Raw genomic sequence first — 16,344 nt, forward strand, 5'->3', positions numbered from 1 at the left:
TCTTCCTTTGGTACGGATCAGGTGCGGCGGCGCATCGCCCAGCCGACCGCGACGATCGGCAGCGCGAGCGCGGCGCAGGAAAGGACATCACGCGCGCCGTCACCGGTCAGCGCGACGACGAGCCCCAGGATGCTGGCGAGCGCGAGCAGGACGGGCATGGCAAAGGTCGAGCGGATCATACCACCACCACCACCACGGGCGCCGCGACGATGCCGCCCGTCTCGACCTCGCGCACCCGCGCCTCCAGCGGTGCGCGGCGGCGGCCGAGCCAGAGATAGATGCCCGAGCCGAGCACGACGACCGTGAAGCCGGTCAGCACCGCCCACAGGATCTTGAGCGGCAGGCCGCCATAATTGCCGAAATGGAGCGGCTGCGACAGCAGCAGCATCTTCACATACCAGGGCAGCGGGCGACTGTCGGTTAGGCGGCCCGTCTCGGCATCGACCAGCGCCGGGATCAGCAGCCGCTCGGTCAGCGGCGTGGTACCCTGCAGGAACACCGCATAATGGTGCCGGCTGCTATAGGGAGTGCCGGGAAAGGCAATGAACTGCGGTGCGCTGCCCGGCGCCGCCAGCCGCGCCGCCGCCATCGCGCGGTCGAGCGAGCCGTAGCGCGACGGCGGCAGCACGGCACGCCCCGCATAGGCCTGCGTCATCTCCGCCAGCGCGCCGACCCGCCACAGGTCGATGATCGGGCTGGCGAGCGCGTTGATGACGCCGGTCGCCCCAACCACGGTCATCCAGGCGAGCGCGACGATGCCGAGCAGATTGTGATAGTCGAGCCACTTGATCCGCCGGCTGCGACCGGTGCGCAGCGTGCCGAAGTCGAGCTTGCGCATGAACGGCGCATAAAGAACCACGCCCGACACGATCGCGACGACGAACAACAGCCCCATCGCGCCCAGGAAGAACATGCCCGGCAGCCCCAGGAACATGTCGCGGTGCAGTTGCAGCAGAAAGTCCATCACGCCGCCGCCGGCCTCCTGGCCGACCTCGCGACCCGTCGTGCGATCGAAGAATCGCAGCGTCATCTGCTCCACCGCCGCGCCCGCCCGCGGCCCGGTGGTGACGGTGACCATCGGCGAGGCATTGTCGAACGCCATGTAGAGCGGCACCGCACCGGGACGGGTGGCAAGCGCGCGCGCCATGACGGTATCCAGCGGCAACAGTCCGGCCCCCTCCCCGGACGAGGCCGGACCGACCAGCGGCGGGGCATGACCGGTCCAGCGATCGATTTCCTCATGGAAGATCAGCGGCAGCCCGGTCAGGCACAGCATCAGCAGGAACAGCGTGCAGATCAGGCTGGTCCATTTGTGGACCAGATACCATGCGCGCACCGTCCGCCGGGTCATCGCCGGACGGCCCGCCGGGCATAATTGCGACGCATTATCATGGTTTGCCGCTATGCGCGATTGCCCGGCCCGTTGCAAGGCGATCGCATTTTCGTGGTAACTGGCCGCTGACCGCCGCCGGCCGATCCCTGCCGCGGCACGGGTCCATTGCACGTCAGCCATACCGAATGGGGTGCGCCGTGGCGCATAGCTCCACGCTTTTCACGCCATCTGCCTAAAAAATCAGCATTCGGGGTGGAGCATTGCCTCCCGCTGCGCCATGTATTGGCCGACCCCGTTCGAAAAGGAGATGCCCGGTTTGGAAATCGTGACCCTGTGCCTTGTGCTGTTGCTCGCCGTCGTGGTGAGCGGCATGATCTCCCGCCTGCTGCCATCGGCTTTGCCCCGGCCGCTCGTCCAGATCGGCTTGGGCATCGCCATCGGTTCCATCGCGCATGTCCGGGTCACGCTCGATCCTGAACTCTTCTTCCTGCTGTTCGTGCCGCCGCTGCTGTTCCTGGATGGATGGCGCATTCCCAAGGACGAATTGTTCAAGGACCGTGGTGCCGTGCTGGGACTGGCGCTGGGCCTCGTCTTTCTGACGGTCCTTGGCATGGGGTGGTTCATCCACTGGATGATCCCGGCCATGCCCTACGCCGTCGCCTTCGCACTGGCCGCCGTGGTGTCGCCGACCGATCCGATCGCGGTGTCGGCCATCGCCGCCAAGGTCCCGATCCCACGCCGGATGATGCACATCCTGGAGGGGGAATCGCTGCTGAACGACGCATCGGGTCTCGTCTGCCTGCGCTTCGCCATTGCGGCGGCACTGACCGGCACCTTCTCGCTCGGCGAGGCGGCGCTGACCTTTGCATGGATGGCGCTGGCGGGCGTTGCGATCGGCGTCGGCTGCACATGGGGCATCACCGCGGCCAAGGGCTGGTTCGCGCGCCGCTTCGGCGACGATTCCGGATCGAACATCCTGGTCAGCCTGCTCATCCCGTTCGCGGCCTATCTTGCGGCGGAGCATGTCCATGCCTCGGGCGTGCTGGCCGCCGCCGCCGCCGGCCTGTCGATGACCTTTACCACCGCCTGGGCCAGCGTGATGGCGGCGACGCGCATCCGCCGGCGGGCGGTGTGGGACATGCTGCAATTCACGCTGAACGGCGTGATCTTCGTGCTGCTGGGCGAACAGATGCCCGAGGTGTTCGCCGCCGCGCGCGACACCGTGGTGTCGACCGGGCATGACAGCCCGTGGTGGCTGGGCGTCTATGTCGCCGCGATCGTCGGCGGGCTGGCGCTGCTGCGCTTCGCCTGGGTGTGGGTGTCGCTGCGCTTCACGCTGTTCCGCACACGGCGCCGCGACGGCACGCATGTCAGCCCGCCGCGCCGCATCGTGGCCGCGATGTCGGTGGCGGGCGCGCGCGGCGCGATCACGCTGGCCGGTGTGCTGACGCTGCCGCTGGCGATGAACGACGGCAGCCCCTTTCCGGCGCGCGACCTGGCGATCTTCCTCGCCTCGGGCGTGATCCTCGCCTCGCTGGTGATCGCCAGCGTCGCGCTGCCGCTGCTGCTGCGCGGGCTCGACCTGCCGCCGGAGCATGGCACGGAGGCGGAGCGCGACCGGGCGCGGCGCATCGGCGCGCAGGCGGCGATCGCGGCGCTGGAAAAGGAACAGCACCGGATGAGCGAGAACAGCGAGGATGCCGACCATTATGTCGAGATCGCCGCGCGCCTGATGGATGGCTATCGCGACCGGATCGACAGCCTGTCGGACGACACCGAGACGAAGCGGCAGGACGAATGGGAAGGCACGGAGCGCATCATGCGCCTCGCCGCGATCCGGGCCGAGCGCAAGGCAATCTTCGACCTGGCGCAGACGCGCGAGATCAACATGGACACCGCAAGCCGGCTGGGGCGCGAACTGGATCTGCTCGACGCCCGGCTTTCCACCGCGCGCTGATCCTTGCCCCCGGTCGCGCGAGACGCTTAGGTAGCGCGATCGATATGCAGGAGGGGCGATGCGGCAGGGTTTGGCTTTGGCGGCGGGCGTGCTGGCCGTGCTTGCGGCACCGGCAGCGGCGGCCGATCGCTGGCAGGGAAGCTGGGGTGCCGCACAGGTGGCGACGGGGGGCGACACTGCGTGGCCGGCCACCCGGTCCCGCGACGTCACGCTGCGCCAGATCGTGCGCGTCTCGGCCGGTAGCAGGCGGATGCGCGTGCTGCTGTCCAATGTCCATGGCACCGAACCGCTGACCATCGATGCCGCGGCGGTGGCACTGGCCCCTGCCCCCGGCACGCCGCGCGCGAGCGAGGCGCGGCCGCTGCGCTTCTCCGGCAAGGCCTCCGTCACCATCCCGGCCGGCCAGGAACGTTGGTCCGACGCCGTTGCCATGACCCTGCCGCCCGCCGCCGATGTTGCGGTCAGCCTGTACCTACCCCGCGTGCCGGCGCCGCAGACCGGTCACCCCGGCGCGCGCGCCACCAGCTTCCTGAGCATTGGCAACCATGTGACGGACGTCGACCTGCCGGGGGCCGAGGCGGTGACGCGCTGGTACTGGCTGGCCGGCATCGACGTGGAGGCGGCCCGTCCCGCCGCGATCGTCGCGGTGGGGGATTCGATCACCGACGGCTACGGCGTGAAGCCGGAGCGTAACAGCCGCTGGACCGATGTGCTGGCCGCACGCTTACGCGGCAACGCCTCGACCCGGACGATCGGGCTGGTGAATGCCGGGATCGGCGGCAACCGCGTGTTGAACGACGGCAGCGGGTCGCGATTGATCGACCGTTTCCAGCGCGACGTGCTGGATCGCAGCGGCGCGCGCTGGGCCATCCTGCTGGAGGGGGTGAACGACCTCGGCACGTTGACGCGTGATGCTCCGGCGACGCCCGCCGCGCATGCCGAACTCGTCCGGCGGATCACCGCCGCTTTCACCGACATGGTCGCCAAGGCGCATGCCCGCGGCATCCGCGTGATCGGGGGCACGATCATGCCGATGGGCGGCAACGACTATTACCATCCCGGACCGGAACTGGAGGCCGACCGGCAGGCGATCAACCGCTTCATCCGCGAAAGCGGCACGTTCGATGCGGTGGTCGATTTTGACGCGGTGATGCGCGATCCCGCCGCGCCCGACCGGCTGGCCCCGCAATATGACTCCGGCGATCACCTCCACCCGTCCGAGGCGGGTTATCGTGCGATGGGCGAGGCGGTGCCGCTGGGGCTGTTCGCGCCTGCCGCGGCAACGCCGATGGCGCTGACCTTTGACGACCTGCCGGCGCATGGCCCCCTGCCGCCGGGCGCCTCGCGGACAAAGGTGGTGGAGCAGATCGCCGCGGCGCTGGCGGCGGAAAAGGCACCGGCATTCGGCTTCCTCAACGGCGGCTTCGGCACGGATACGCCGAAGGACAGCGCCGCCGCGATCGCCGCCTGGACCGGTGCGGGACTGGCGCTGGGCAGTCACGGCTATGCGCACGCCGCGCTCGACACGCTGGGCGCGGCGGGGTTTGCGGCCGACCTCGCGCAGAACGAGGCGGTGCTGAGGCGCGTGGCGAAAGGCGACTGGCACTGGTTCCGCTATCCCTTTCTGAACGAAGGGCGTGACCCGGACGTGCGCGAAGCGGCGCGCCGATCGCTTGCCAGAGGCGGCTACCGGATCGCGGCGGTCACGACGAGCTTTGCCGATTATGACTGGAATGCGCCTTACGCGGCATGCGCGGCAAAGGGTGATGCCGGCGCGGTGGCCCGGCTGGAGGCGGCATATCTGGCCGACGCGCGCGCCTCGGCGGCGGCGGCAAGGGCTGCCGGGGGTGAAACGCCGCAGGTGGTGCTGATGCATGCCGGTGCGTTCACCGCCCGCATGCTGCCTCGATTGCTGGCGATGTACCGCGCCATGGGCTTCCGCTTCGCACCGCTGGCCGAGGTGGAGCGTGCGCCCTTCTACGCCGCGGCGGTCGATCCCTCTCGGCCCGGACCTACCGCCTCCTTGCCGATGCCCAAGCCGGCAGGGCCGCCTGCGGGCATCTGCCAATAGCTCCCGCAGAGGCGCGAAGAACGCGCCTCTGCGCGAACCATCCTACCCCGCCGGCGTCAGGCGCACGGCGGCGCCCCCCGAAGGCGCCAGCAGCAGCGACAGGCTGTCCTCCGCGGAAACGGTGCGGTCGCTGCGCACCGCCCGGTCGGCGGCGGCCCCGTCCTGCCAGATCTCCGCTTTGAACCGCCCCTTGCCGAGGAAATTGAGCGGCAGGGTGACGGGGCGGCCCTGTTCGGTTGTCATCGCGCCGATATACCAGTCCCGTCCCTTGCGCCGGGCGATGACGACATGGCTGTCGATGTCGCCGTCGAGGAAACGGGTTTCGTCCCACACGGTGGGCACCGCCTGGATGAAGCCGAATTCCGGCTGGCCAGCATAGGCGTCCGGGCTGTCGGAGACCATCTGCAGCGGGCTTTCCCAGACCACATACATGGCAAGTGCCGCGCCGCGCGTCGTCTGCACCTGGGGCGGGCTGTTGACGATCTGGAAGTTGGCCGGCGTGCGGTTGCGAAAGCCCCCCGGCGTATAGTCGAGCGGGCCCAGCACCATGCGCGTAAAGGCGAGATTGACGTTGTGCCGCGCGGTGATGAGGCGCGACCATTTGTTATATTCCGCCCCCATCACGCCTTCCTGCGTGACGAAGTTGGGCCAGGTCCGCGCCAGACCGGTCGGCGGATAGGCGCCGTGCAGGTCGACCATCAGGTGCCGCTTGGCCGCCGCCGCCAGCACGCGGTGATAATAATTCACCATCGGCTGGTCGTTGCGATCCATGAAGTCGACCTTGATGCCCTTGATCCCCCAGCGGGCATATTGATCGAGCGCTTCCTCCAGCCGCTGATCGAGCTGGCTCCATTGCAGCCAGAGCAACAGGTCGACGCGCCGCGCCTTTGCATAGGCGACCAGCTCGGGCATGTTCAGGCTGCTTTGCGTCTTCGTGATGTCGGTATCGGGCGGCGCCGAGCCGCCGACGCCCGAGTTCAGTGCCCATCCCTCGTCGACCAGCAGATAGGGCAGCCCCGCCTGACCGGCAAAGTCGATCAGCTTCTTCAGGCCGGTCATGGTCATCGGCCCGGGCGCCTGACCGGGGAAATATGGCCCGGACCACCAGTCCCAGGCGGACTTGCCCGGCTTTAGCCACGACCAGTCGCCGCTCGCCTGCGGATTGAGGTTGCCGATCGTGTTCGACGCGATCAGGTCCCCTGCCTTGTCCGCCATCAGCACCACGCGCCACGGCGTTACCACCGCCTGCCCCGCTGCCTTGCGCACCGCCGTCCGCAACTCGCCCGGCAGCATCGCCTGCACCACCTCGACCCCCAGGCCGCCATCTCCGCGCCCGGCAAAGTAACTGCCCGGATAATCGGTCAGATCAGCCTCGGTCAGCATGAAGTTGGTCGCGCCGCTGGGCGTGCGGCACAGCAGCGGATTGTCGTACAGGTCGGTCGGTCGAAGCTGGCTGATCGTCAGAGGGTCATAATAACCCTCATGGCTGGAGGTGAAGCGGCCGACGTTCAGGCCCCAGCATTTGTCGTCGGTCGGGAAGGAGAAACCGGTCCGCTCGACGCGGATCTCGGTGGGCTTGGCACCGCCCGGCATGGTGTAGCGAAAGGCGATGCCGTCGTCATAGGCACGCACCGTCACTTCGATGGCCGCGCGGGCACCGGCCGGATCGGCAAGCGCCACGACCATCTCGTTATAATGGTCGCGCGCCCTGGCCGCTTTGGTCGCGACCAGCGGCAGCATCCGGTCCGCGGTCGAGCGGCGCAGTTCGCGTGCGCTGAGCGCGTCGGTGCGGGAGCCGTCGGTGAAGTTGAAGCCGAGGGGGGACGGGGCGATGACCGGTTCGCCGCGGCGGGCGACCTGGAATTGCGGGGGACCGCCGGTGCTGCCGTTCAGGGAGAAGACGATGGTCCCGTCGGGCGAGGCGAGCGTCAGCGCCTGTTGCGCGGCGGCGGGCGATGCGCCGGCCAGACACGTGGCGGCGAGCAACAGCCCATGGCGGATGTTCGTCATGCTAATCCCCTTTTGATACGATTGTTGCGTGCGTCAGCCGAGCCGCGCGGGCGGACGCCGCCTGGGTGCTGCGTCCGACTGGCGCCGGATCAGGCTGAAATCGAGCAACCGGTGCGGCTCCGCCGCCCCCGTCTGCCGGCGGATCGCCGAGACGAGCAATTCGACGGCGGCGCGGGCCATGTCGGCGATGGGCTGGTGGATGGTGGTCAGCTCGGGCCAGATGGCGGTCGCCAGCGTGGTATCGTCAAAGCCGACCACGGTCAGGTCGCCGGGCACGTCCAGCCCGCGGCGATGCGCCACCGCGACGGTTGCGGCGGCCATGTCGTCGTTGGAGGCGAAGATCGCCGATGGCGGATCGTCGCGCTCCAGCAGCCGTTCGGCCGCGTCCAGCCCGGAGCGATAGGTATAGAGCCCCTGCGTCACCAGCCCCTCGTCAAAGGCGATCCCCGCCTCGTCCAGTGCCGCCCGGTACCCCTCAAACCGCCGGTCGCTGGCTGTGAGATTGGGATTGCCGCGGATGAAGCCGATACGCTGGTGACCCAGCGCCATGATGTGGCGCGTCATGTCCAGCGCGGCGGTACGGTCGTCGATGCGCACCGCCAGCATCGCCTCGCACGGCTCGCCGCTGGCGACCAGCACGGTGGGGATGCGTGCCTGGTTGAGCGCGGCGAGTACCGCATCGGCCTCGCACAAAGGAGGCGGCAGCACGATGCCGTCGATGCCACCCTCGATCAGGTGGCGGGCGACCTCCACCTCATGCTCGCCGATCTCGCATTTCTCGACAATGATCTGCACGTCGGAACGCGATGCCTGGTCGAGGCTGCCGAGCAGGAATTCGCTGAGAAAGCCGGCACTCGGATTGCTGTAGAGCATGCCGATCCGGATCTGCGCCGCGCCGGCCAGGCTGCGTGCCGCCGGGTTGGGCGCGTAGTTCAGCGCCGCGATCGCCGCGTTCACCGCCTCGCGGGTGGCGGGTCGGACATTGTTCTCGCCATTGATGACGCGCGACACGGTCATCAGGGAAACGCCGGCAGCCTTGGCAACGTCGCTGATTGTGGGAGCGCTACGGGTACGGCGCGTCGGTTTCTGGCTCATGCTCCCCTAGCTTCCACGATCGCGCGGCGAGCGCAATCAGCCGCGCAAGTTTTGCTGCCGATGATCCGGTCATATTGTGCTTGCACGACATGTAAGGCCAATTCTATGATAGCGCTATCGCAAATGGTCCCGGCAAGAGGACCGTCATTAGGAAGGACGTCGAATGCGCCGCATCCGATCGCTGTCTGTCGTGCCCGCGCTGGCACTCGCCATCGCCATCGCCGCCTGTTCCCCCGCCGGTCCGGACGGCAATGCCGCCGCCGCGAACGAGAGCGCCGCCAATGCGAAAGGACAGGCCAAGCGTTACCTGTCGCAGCCGCTGGTCACCGACATCTATACCGCCGACCCGTCCGCGCATGTCTTCGGCGGCAAGATCTACGTCTATAACAGCCACGATATCGACGGACCGACGCCCGAGGACGATCTGGGCGCCCATTTCGAGATGCGCGACTACCGCGTGCTCAGCATGGACAAGATCGGCGGCCCGGTGACGATCGGCCCGGTCGCGCTGGACGTGTCCCAGGTGCCTTGGGCCGAAAAGCAGATGTGGGCGCCAGACGCGGCGTACAAGAACGGCACCTATTATCTCTATTTCCCCGCCAAGGACCGGCAGGGCGCGTTCCGGATCGGCGTGGCCACCTCGAAGAACCCCATGGGTCCATTCAAGCCCAATCCGCAGCCGATCAAGGGCAGTTTCTCGATCGACCCGGCCGTCTTCACCGATGATGACGGCAAGTCGTACATGTATTTCGGCGGCATCTGGGGCGGGCAGCTTCAGCGCAATACCAGTGGCACCTATGATCCGAACGGATCGAAGACCGACCTGCAGGCGGATGACAAGCCGGCGCTGGCCGCCAAAGTCGCGGCGATGGACCCCGGCATGACCGAATTTGCGGAAAAGCCGCGCGACGTCGTCATCCTGGATGAGCGCGGCCAGCCGCTCAAAGGTGGCGACCATGACCGTCGCTTCTTCGAAGCGTCGTGGATGCACAAGTACAAGGGCAAATATTACTTCAGCTACTCGACCGGCGACACGCACTACCTGGTCTATGCGATCGGCGACTCACCCTATGGTCCCTTCACCTACAAGGGCCGGATCATGGAGCCGGTCGAGGGGTGGACGACGCATCATTCGATCGTCGAATGGGACGGCCGCTGGTGGCTGTTCTACGCCGACACGCAACTGTCCGGCCAGACCCGGCTGCGCAACGTGAAGGTGACGGAGATGTTCTACAATCCCGACGGCACCATCAAGACGATCAACCCGGTCCTGAAATAACCCCTGCCCCCCGAGCGGGGATAAGGAAGCGCGCATGTTCCTGGGTATCGATATCGGCACGTCCGGCGTGAAGGCGGTGGTGCTGGACGCGGGTGGCACGGTGGTGGCGCAGGGTACCGCCCCGCTCGGCGTGCAGCGGCCGCAGGCGCTGTGGTCCGAACAGGCGGCGGATGCCTGGTGGGACGCGACCTGCGCGGCGGTCGAGGCGATCGATGCCGACGTGCGGCGCGGCGTGCGGGGCATCGGGCTGGCCGGGCAGATGCACGGCGCCACGCTGCTGGGCGCCGACGACCGGCCGCTCCGCCCCGCCATCCTTTGGAATGACGGGCGCTCCTACGCCGAATGCGAGGAACTGGAGCGCGCCGCGCCCGACCTCCACACGGTGGCGGGCAATCTGGCGATGCCCGGCTTCACCGCGCCCAAATTGCTGTGGGTGCGCCGTCACGAACCCGACGTGTTCGCCGCGACGCGCACCGTGCTGCTACCCAAGGACGACGTTCGACTGCGGATGACCGGTGAGAAGGTTTCCGACATGTCCGACGCCGCCGGTACGCTGTGGCTGGATGTCGGTGCACGCCGGTGGAGCGATGATCTGCTCGCGGCCACCGGCCTTGGGGTCGGACAGATGCCGCGGCTGGTGGAAGGATCGGCGATCTCGGGTGTGTTGCGTGCCGAAGTCGCAGCGCGCTGGGGCATGGCCCCGGTGCCCGTCGCCGGCGGCGGTGGCGACAATGCCGCCGGTGCGGTCGGCGTCGGGGTGGTCCGCGACGGCGATGCCCTGTTGTCGCTGGGCACCTCGGGCGTGATCTTCGTCGCGAACGACCGCTTCAAACCCTATCCCCAAGGGGCGGTTCACGCCTTTTGCCATTGCCTGCCCGGTATGTGGCATCAGATGAGCGTGCATCTGTCGGCGGCGGCGTGCATCGACTGGGTGGCGCGGCTGACCGGTGCGCCGGGGGCGGCGGCGGTGTTCGAGCAGGCCGAGCGCGCCGGTCCGGCATCCGGCCCGGAGCTTTTCCTGCCCTATCTGTCGGGCGAGCGGACGCCGCATAACGACGCGCAGGTGCGCGGCGGCTTCCTGCGCCTCGACCATGACACCGGCCCCGAACGGCTGTCGCAGGCGGTGCTGGAGGGGGTCGCCTTCGCATTGGCGGACGGCGTCGGCGTACTCCGCGCCGCGGGTACGACGATCGATCGGCTGGCGGTGATCGGCGGCGGTGCGCGGTCGCGCTACTGGGGTCGAACGCTCGCCGCCGCGATGCAGGTGCCGCTGGTCTATCTGCAGGGCGGCGAGGTCGGGCCGGCGCTGGGCGCGGCACGCCTGGCGCAACTGGCGGTCGACGGCGGCGATCCGGCGGACGTCTGCATAGCCCCGCCCGTGTCCCACATCGTCGAGCCGGAACGCGACCTGATCGACCGGCTCGCCCCGAAATACGCCGCCTTCCGCGACGCCTATCCCCGTATCAAGCCCTGAACAGGAGCAGCCAATGGCCACCGACTTCTTCGCCGACGTGCCGACGATCCGCTATGAAGGTCCCGATACGGACAATGAACTCGCCTATCGCTGGTACGACAAGGACCGGATCGTGCTGGGCAAGCGGATGGAGGACCATCTGCGCTTTGCCGCCTGTTTCTGGCACAGCTTCTGCTGGCCGGGGTCGGACGTGTTCGGCGGCGGCACCTTCGACCGGCCGTGGCACCGCGGCGCGAACGACAGCGCGGCGGCGGCGAGCAAGCGCGAGGTGGCGTTCGACTTCTTCTCCAAGCTCGACATACCCTATTACTGCTTCCACGATGTCGACGTGATGGCCGATGCGCACGGCGTCGCCGAGCATCGCCGCCTGTTCGCCGAAGCGGTCGATCATCTGGAGCAGCTGCAAGGATCGTCCGGCCGCAAGCTGCTGTGGGGCACGGCGAACCTGTTCGGCCATCCGCGCTTCGCGGCGGGCGGCGCGACCAATCCGGACCCGGAGGTCTTCGCATTCGGCGCGGTGCAGGTGCGCGACGCGCTGGAGGCGACGCATCGCCTTGGCGGCGCGAACTATGTGCTGTGGGGCGGTCGCGAAGGCTATGAAACGCTGCACAACACCGATCTCGGTCGCGAGCTGGACAATCTCGGCCGCTTCCTGACGCTGGTGGTGGAACACAAGCACAAGATCGGCTTCAAGGGCACGATCCTGATCGAGCCCAAGCCGCACGAGCCGACCAAGCACCAGTACGACTTCGACACCGCCACCGTGTACGGATTCCTGAAGCGCTACGGGCTGGAGGACGAGGTTCGCGTCAACATCGAGGCGAACCATGCGACGCTTGCCGGCCATACCTTCGAACACGAGATCGCGACCGCGGGTGCGCTGGGCATCTTCGGGTCGATCGACGCCAATCGCGGCGATCACCAGAATGGCTGGGACACCGACCAGTTTCCCAACTCGGTCGAGGAGATGACGCTGGCGATGCTGGAGATCCTGCGCGCGGGCGGCTTCACCACCGGCGGCTTCAACTTCGACGCCAAGGTGCGGCGCCAGTCGATGGAGCCGGTCGACCTGTTCTACGGCCATGTCGGCGGCATCGACACCGTCGCGAAGGGCCTGCTGAACGCCGCCGCGCTGATCGAGGACGGCCGGCTGGATGCGATCAAGGCGGAGCGCTATGCCGGCTGGGACGGCGAATTCGGACAGGCGATCGCCGCCCTCGACCTCGCCGGGATCGCCGACCTGGCGGAAGCGCGCGCGATCGACCCCCGCCCCCGCTCCGGCCGACAGGAGCGGATCGAAAACCTGCTCAACCGCTTCCAGTAAGCCGAACCGGCGGCGCCCATGACGGGGCGCCGCCGCCTTCCTTATTCGCCGAACAGGTCCTTGAACCGGCGCGGCTGCGAGCGGAGATATTGCGGCGCGGCCTTGACCTGCGCGCCCAGCTCGGCCGCGGCATGCCACGGCCAGCGCGGATCGTAGAGGATGGTGCGGGCCAGCGCGATCATGTCCGCGTCGCCGGTCGCCACGATCGCCTCGGCCTGTTCGTAGCCGGTGATCAGGCCGACCGCGACGACGGGCATGGTCGTCGCCTGCTTCACCGCGCGGGCCAGCGGCACCTGGTAATTGGGGCCGACCGGGATCTTCTGGTCGGGGTGCAGGCCCCCGCTCGATACATGGATCGCGGCACAGCCGCGCGCTTCCAGCGCCTGTGCAAAGGCGATGGTCTGTTCGACATCCCAGCCGCCTTCCACCCAGTCGGTGCCGGACACACGCATCGTCACCGGCTTGTCCGCCGGGAAGGCCGCGCGCACCGCATCGAACACCTCCAGCGGGAAGCGCATGCGGTTCTCCAGCGAGCCGCCATAATCGTCGTCGCGCCGGTTCGACAGCGGCGACAGGAACTGGTGGAGCAGATAGCCATGCGCGCCGTGCAACTGCACCGCATCCAGCCCCAGCCGCGCCGACCGCTTCGCCGCCTCCGCAAAGGCGTCTCGCACCCGCGCCAGTCCGTCGCGATCCAGCGCGACCGGCGACACTTCATGGGCTTCGAACGGCACCGCCGAGGGGGCGACCGTCTGCCAGCCATGCGCGTGATCCGGGGCCAGTTGCGCGCCGCCGTCCCAGGGCCGCTCGGTCGAGGCCTTGCGCCCGGCATGCGCCAGCTGGATCGCGATCGGCATGTCGGACCAGCGGCGGACACTCTCGATCACGCGGGCCATCGCCGCCTCGGTCGCATCGTCCCACAGGCCGACATCGGCCCAGGTAATGCGACCTTCGGGGACGACCGCGGTCGCCTCGATCGTCAGCAGGCCGGCACCCGACAGGGCAAGCTGGCCGAGATGGATCAGGTGCCAATCGGTCATGCAGCCGTCCTGCGCCGAATATTGGCACATCGGGGCGATGACGATGCGGTTGGGCAGCGCCATGCCGCCAAGCGACAGGGGCTGGAACAGGGCGGGATTGGCCATGCGGGTCTCCGATGATTGCACTGCGCCGGATGGTTCGGCCGGTCGCTTCCGCGCCACAACCGTTCAGGGCCGGCGGACGTTGCGATAGGCCCGACACGGCCGGCCGCGCCTTAACCTCGTTCTAACCGGCTGGAGAATAAGGCGGGCGGGTGAGGCACCGCCATCTTCCGTCCCTTGCGCGCGCCGGGGTCCTGCTCGCGGCCGCCACCTCGTGCGTGCCGCAGCCACGGGCGGCGCGCGACGCGGCGGCGGCGCCCGCACCGCTCGCCGCGCAGCCGCTGCTGCGCGAACTGGCGCTGGACGTACCCGCCGATGCCGTCGCACCCGAAGCCGCCGCGCTGCCCGCAGCGGCGCTCGCCCCCGCCCCGCCCTTCGTGGCGCAGGCGGCGAGCGCGGACGATGCGGCGCGCGCCGCCGACTGCCTGACCGCCGCGGTCTATTACGAGGCACGCTCCGAACCCGTCGACGGCCAGCGCGCGGTGGCGCAGGTGGTGTTGAACCGGGTACGCGACCGGGCCTTCCCGCGCAGCGTCTGCGGCGTCGTCTATCAGCGCTCTTCGCGCGGATGCCAGTTCAGCTTCGTGTGCGACGGATCGATGGACCGGCGGCGCGAGCCGGGTGCCTGGGCCAGAGCCGAGGCCGTCGCACGCGGGGCGCTGGCGGGTCTGGTCTATGACCCGGTCGGCTCGGCCACCTTTTATCACACCAGCGCGATCCTGCCCTGGTGGGCCCCCAGCCTGTCGCGGATCGGCACGGTGGGCGCGCATATCTTCTATCGCTGGCGCGGCGGCATGGAGCGCGCGCTGGCCTTTCGGCAAAGCTATGCCGGCGTGGAGCCGGGCAGCACGCCGCCCCTCCTGACGCCAGCGGCGGAGCCGCAGATCGCCACCGTGCTGGCCGAGGAGGTCGAGCGCACCGGCGGCGTCACCATCCATCGTGGTGGCCAGACGCTGGTCGCCCAGGGCAAGGCTCCCGTCCAGCAGAGCGGCGGCGTGCGCATCCATCGCGGCGTCCCGGCGCCGGCCGCGATGCAGGATGCCGGGGCCGTGATCGGTGAGGAGGAAAGTCCGACCTGAGGCCGGACGCCTCGCCGGCAACCACGGTCATCGGCGCATTTGCGACAGACTCTAGGCCCTTCAATCCGCCGCCCCTTGCCGCTAGGGAAGCCGCAATCATCAGGAGATACATGTGAGCAAGCTGCATCTCGTCTTCGGCGGCCGCGTCAGCGACCCCCAGACGCTCGATTTCGTCGATCCCTCCAAGCTGGAAGTGGTCGGCATCTTCCCCGATTATGCCAGCGCCGAAAAGGCATGGCGTGCCGCGGCCCAGCGCACCGTCGACGATGCCGAGATGCGTTTCGTGGTCGTCCACCTCCACCGCCTGCTGGAGCCGCAGCTTCCGCTGGCGTAAGGCTTCGCGCTTGAACGTGAACCGTTCGTGTTGAGCGAAGTCGAAGCACGGCCACCAGCGCTTGGCCCTTCGACTTCGCTCAGGCCGAACGGATATATGCGTCAGATTTCACGCATGATCCGTCAGGCCCCGCGATAGCGCCACAGCAACAGCGGCCGGGCGAGCGCCAGTCCGGCGATGAAGCCCCCGATATGCGCGCCGATCGCGATCGTCGTGCCGCCGAACCCGGCCAGCCCGACGAGCAACTGGATGCCGATCCACGCCGCGGCCAGCCACAGCACATGCACCATATCCGCCGACACGCCCGCCACCGCCTGCGCGCGGCGCTGGCCATAGAGCAGCGCATAGGCGCCGACGACCGCGGAGATCGCGCCGCTCGCCCCGATCATCGGCACATGCGACACCGGGTCCATCAGATATTGGCCGAGTGCCGCGGCAAACGCGCCGGCAACGTACAGCAGGACGATCCCGCGCGCACCCACCGCCCGCTCCGCCTGCCCACCGCAATAGACCAGCATCAGCAGGTTCAGCGCGACATGCGCGAACCCGCCATGGATCAGGGTGGCCGTCAGCGGCGTCAGGATCGCCGGCACCGGAAAGCCCGCATCGGGCGGCACGGCGGCGTCGAAGCGCAGCGGAATGAAGCCACCGCCCACCGCCGCCTCCGGCAGCAGGTTCATCGCCAGGATGAGCAGCGACGCGACCAGCGTGACGATGGTGATCGTCGCGGTGGCGCGTGCCTGGCTCCAGTCCACCGCGTTCAGATGAAGTCGATCTTGGATACGAGGTAGTAGCGCTCGCCCGCGGGCACCGACACTTCCACCTCGTCATCCACCTTGCGGCCGATCAGCGCGCGACCCAGCGGCGAGTTGTAGCTGATCCGCCCGGTCTTGGCGTCCGCCTCGGTCTGGCCAACGATCTGGTACGTCACCGGCTTGTCGTCCTCGTCCAGCAGCGTCACGGTCGCGCCGAACACGACCTTGTCGCCCGAAAGCTCCTTGGGGTCGATGATCTGCGCCCGAGCCAGCTTGTCCTCGATATCGCTGATCGTGGCTTCGTTCTGGCCCTGCTGTTCCTTGGCGGCGTGATATTCGGCATTTTCCGACAGATCGCCGTGCGCACGTGCTTCCTCGATCGCATCGACGATCAGGGGGCGTTCGGCTTTCAGACGCTTCAGGTCCGCGGTGAGCTTTTCATAGCCCTCCTGGAGCATCGGCATCTTTTCGACGGTCGCCATAATACTAGT

Annotated in this window: 14 protein-coding genes; 7 read left to right on the forward strand and 7 right to left on the reverse strand. The window is 68.4% G+C overall.

Annotated features, from left to right (window positions below):
• Window positions 1–17 precede the first annotated feature (17 nt).
• Both OXR08_RS02930 and OXR08_RS02935 read right to left on the reverse strand, forming a co-directional pair.
• The gene (locus OXR08_RS02930; RefSeq protein WP_267347510.1) at window positions 18–179 is read right to left on the reverse strand and encodes a hypothetical protein; all 162 of its coding nucleotides are present in this window, start codon (window positions 177–179) and stop codon (window positions 18–20) included.
• Window positions 176–1,351, reverse strand: a complete 1,176-nt coding sequence (locus tag OXR08_RS02935; RefSeq protein ID WP_267347512.1) for a PepSY domain-containing protein — start codon at window positions 1,349–1,351, stop codon at window positions 176–178. Before OXR08_RS02935 ends, OXR08_RS02930 begins: the two co-directional genes overlap by 4 nt.
• A gap of 298 nt (window positions 1,352–1,649) precedes the next feature.
• On the opposite strand from OXR08_RS02935, the gene OXR08_RS02940 reads away from it, so the two are divergent.
• Window positions 1,650–3,290 carry a Na+/H+ antiporter gene (locus tag OXR08_RS02940; RefSeq protein WP_112382667.1) on the forward strand — a complete coding sequence of 547 codons (1,641 nt, stop codon included), beginning with the start codon at window positions 1,650–1,652 and terminating at the stop codon, window positions 3,288–3,290.
• A gap of 58 nt (window positions 3,291–3,348) precedes the next feature.
• Entirely contained in the window at window positions 3,349–5,361 is a 2,013-nt protein-coding gene (locus tag OXR08_RS02945) for a GDSL-type esterase/lipase family protein (RefSeq protein ID WP_267347514.1), read from the forward strand.
• Between the two features lie 42 nt (window positions 5,362–5,403).
• Here OXR08_RS02945 and OXR08_RS02950 read toward each other — a convergent pair whose 3' ends face one another.
• Both OXR08_RS02950 and OXR08_RS02955 read right to left on the reverse strand, forming a co-directional pair.
• Window positions 5,404–7,371, reverse strand: coding sequence for a glycoside hydrolase family 97 protein (locus OXR08_RS02950; protein ID WP_267347516.1), 1,968 nt, complete (start codon window positions 7,369–7,371; stop codon window positions 5,404–5,406).
• A gap of 33 nt (window positions 7,372–7,404) precedes the next feature.
• Window positions 7,405–8,466, reverse strand: coding sequence for a LacI family DNA-binding transcriptional regulator (locus tag OXR08_RS02955; protein WP_112382505.1), 1,062 nt, complete (start codon window positions 8,464–8,466; stop codon window positions 7,405–7,407).
• Between the two features lie 163 nt (window positions 8,467–8,629).
• On the opposite strand from OXR08_RS02955, the gene OXR08_RS02960 reads away from it, so the two are divergent.
• From OXR08_RS02960 to xylA, 3 genes are read left to right on the forward strand one after another with little or no spacing between them, the layout of a single operon-like run.
• Entirely contained in the window at window positions 8,630–9,745 is a 1,116-nt protein-coding gene (locus tag OXR08_RS02960; RefSeq protein WP_267347520.1) for a glycoside hydrolase family 43 protein, read from the forward strand.
• 34 nt (window positions 9,746–9,779) lie between these two features.
• On the forward strand, window positions 9,780–11,219 hold the full coding sequence (gene xylB, locus OXR08_RS02965) for a xylulokinase (RefSeq protein ID WP_267347522.1): 1,440 nt from the start codon (window positions 9,780–9,782) through the stop codon (window positions 11,217–11,219).
• Window positions 11,220–11,232: 13 nt separating this feature from the next.
• Window positions 11,233–12,543, forward strand: coding sequence for a xylose isomerase (xylA, locus tag OXR08_RS02970; protein ID WP_267347524.1), 1,311 nt, complete (start codon window positions 11,233–11,235; stop codon window positions 12,541–12,543).
• A 41-nt stretch (window positions 12,544–12,584) separates the two neighbouring features.
• Here the strand turns inward: xylA and OXR08_RS02975 are convergent, their stop codons facing one another.
• Window positions 12,585–13,688, reverse strand: a complete 1,104-nt coding sequence (locus OXR08_RS02975; RefSeq protein WP_267347526.1) for an NADH:flavin oxidoreductase/NADH oxidase — start codon at window positions 13,686–13,688, stop codon at window positions 12,585–12,587.
• 215 nt (window positions 13,689–13,903) lie between these two features.
• Between OXR08_RS02975 and OXR08_RS02980 the strand changes: the two genes are divergently transcribed.
• A complete protein-coding gene (locus OXR08_RS02980; RefSeq protein WP_267347528.1) occupies window positions 13,904–14,764 on the forward strand; it encodes a cell wall hydrolase in 861 nt (286 codons plus the stop codon).
• Window positions 14,765–14,876: 112 nt separating this feature from the next.
• Entirely contained in the window at window positions 14,877–15,098 is a 222-nt protein-coding gene (locus OXR08_RS02985) for a DUF4170 domain-containing protein (RefSeq protein WP_112382510.1), read from the forward strand.
• 122 nt (window positions 15,099–15,220) lie between these two features.
• On the opposite strand, the gene OXR08_RS02990 is transcribed toward OXR08_RS02985, so the two are convergent.
• Together OXR08_RS02990 and greA are read right to left on the reverse strand one after the other, a co-directional pair.
• On the reverse strand, window positions 15,221–15,853 hold the full coding sequence (locus OXR08_RS02990; protein WP_240313477.1) for a rhomboid family intramembrane serine protease: 633 nt from the start codon (window positions 15,851–15,853) through the stop codon (window positions 15,221–15,223).
• A 5-nt stretch (window positions 15,854–15,858) separates the two neighbouring features.
• On the reverse strand, window positions 15,859–16,335 hold the full coding sequence (gene greA / locus OXR08_RS02995) for a transcription elongation factor GreA (protein WP_112382511.1): 477 nt from the start codon (window positions 16,333–16,335) through the stop codon (window positions 15,859–15,861).
• Window positions 16,336–16,344 lie beyond the last annotated feature (9 nt).

This window comes from Sphingomonas sp. GM_Shp_2 (genome assembly GCF_026540875.1).
Lineage (GTDB): Bacteria > Pseudomonadota > Alphaproteobacteria > Sphingomonadales > Sphingomonadaceae > Sphingomonas > Sphingomonas carotinifaciens.

Coding starts and splice junctions, on each gene's coding strand:
- OXR08_RS02955 (WP_112382505.1), bottom strand. CDS start 8,466: ATGAGCCAGAAACCGACGCGCCGTACCCGTAGCGCTCCCACAATCAGC.
- OXR08_RS02945 (WP_267347514.1), top strand. CDS start 3,349: ATGCGGCAGGGTTTGGCTTTGGCGGCGGGCGTGCTGGCCGTGCTTGCG.
- OXR08_RS02975 (WP_267347526.1), bottom strand. CDS start 13,688: ATGGCCAATCCCGCCCTGTTCCAGCCCCTGTCGCTTGGCGGCATGGCG.
- OXR08_RS02930 (WP_267347510.1), bottom strand. CDS start 179: ATGATCCGCTCGACCTTTGCCATGCCCGTCCTGCTCGCGCTCGCCAGC.
- greA (WP_112382511.1), bottom strand. CDS start 16,335: ATGGCGACCGTCGAAAAGATGCCGATGCTCCAGGAGGGCTATGAAAAG.
- OXR08_RS02935 (WP_267347512.1), bottom strand. CDS start 1,351: ATGACCCGGCGGACGGTGCGCGCATGGTATCTGGTCCACAAATGGACC.
- OXR08_RS02950 (WP_267347516.1), bottom strand. CDS start 7,371: ATGACGAACATCCGCCATGGGCTGTTGCTCGCCGCCACGTGTCTGGCC.
- xylB (WP_267347522.1), top strand. CDS start 9,780: ATGTTCCTGGGTATCGATATCGGCACGTCCGGCGTGAAGGCGGTGGTG.
- xylA (WP_267347524.1), top strand. CDS start 11,233: ATGGCCACCGACTTCTTCGCCGACGTGCCGACGATCCGCTATGAAGGT.
- OXR08_RS02960 (WP_267347520.1), top strand. CDS start 8,630: ATGCGCCGCATCCGATCGCTGTCTGTCGTGCCCGCGCTGGCACTCGCC.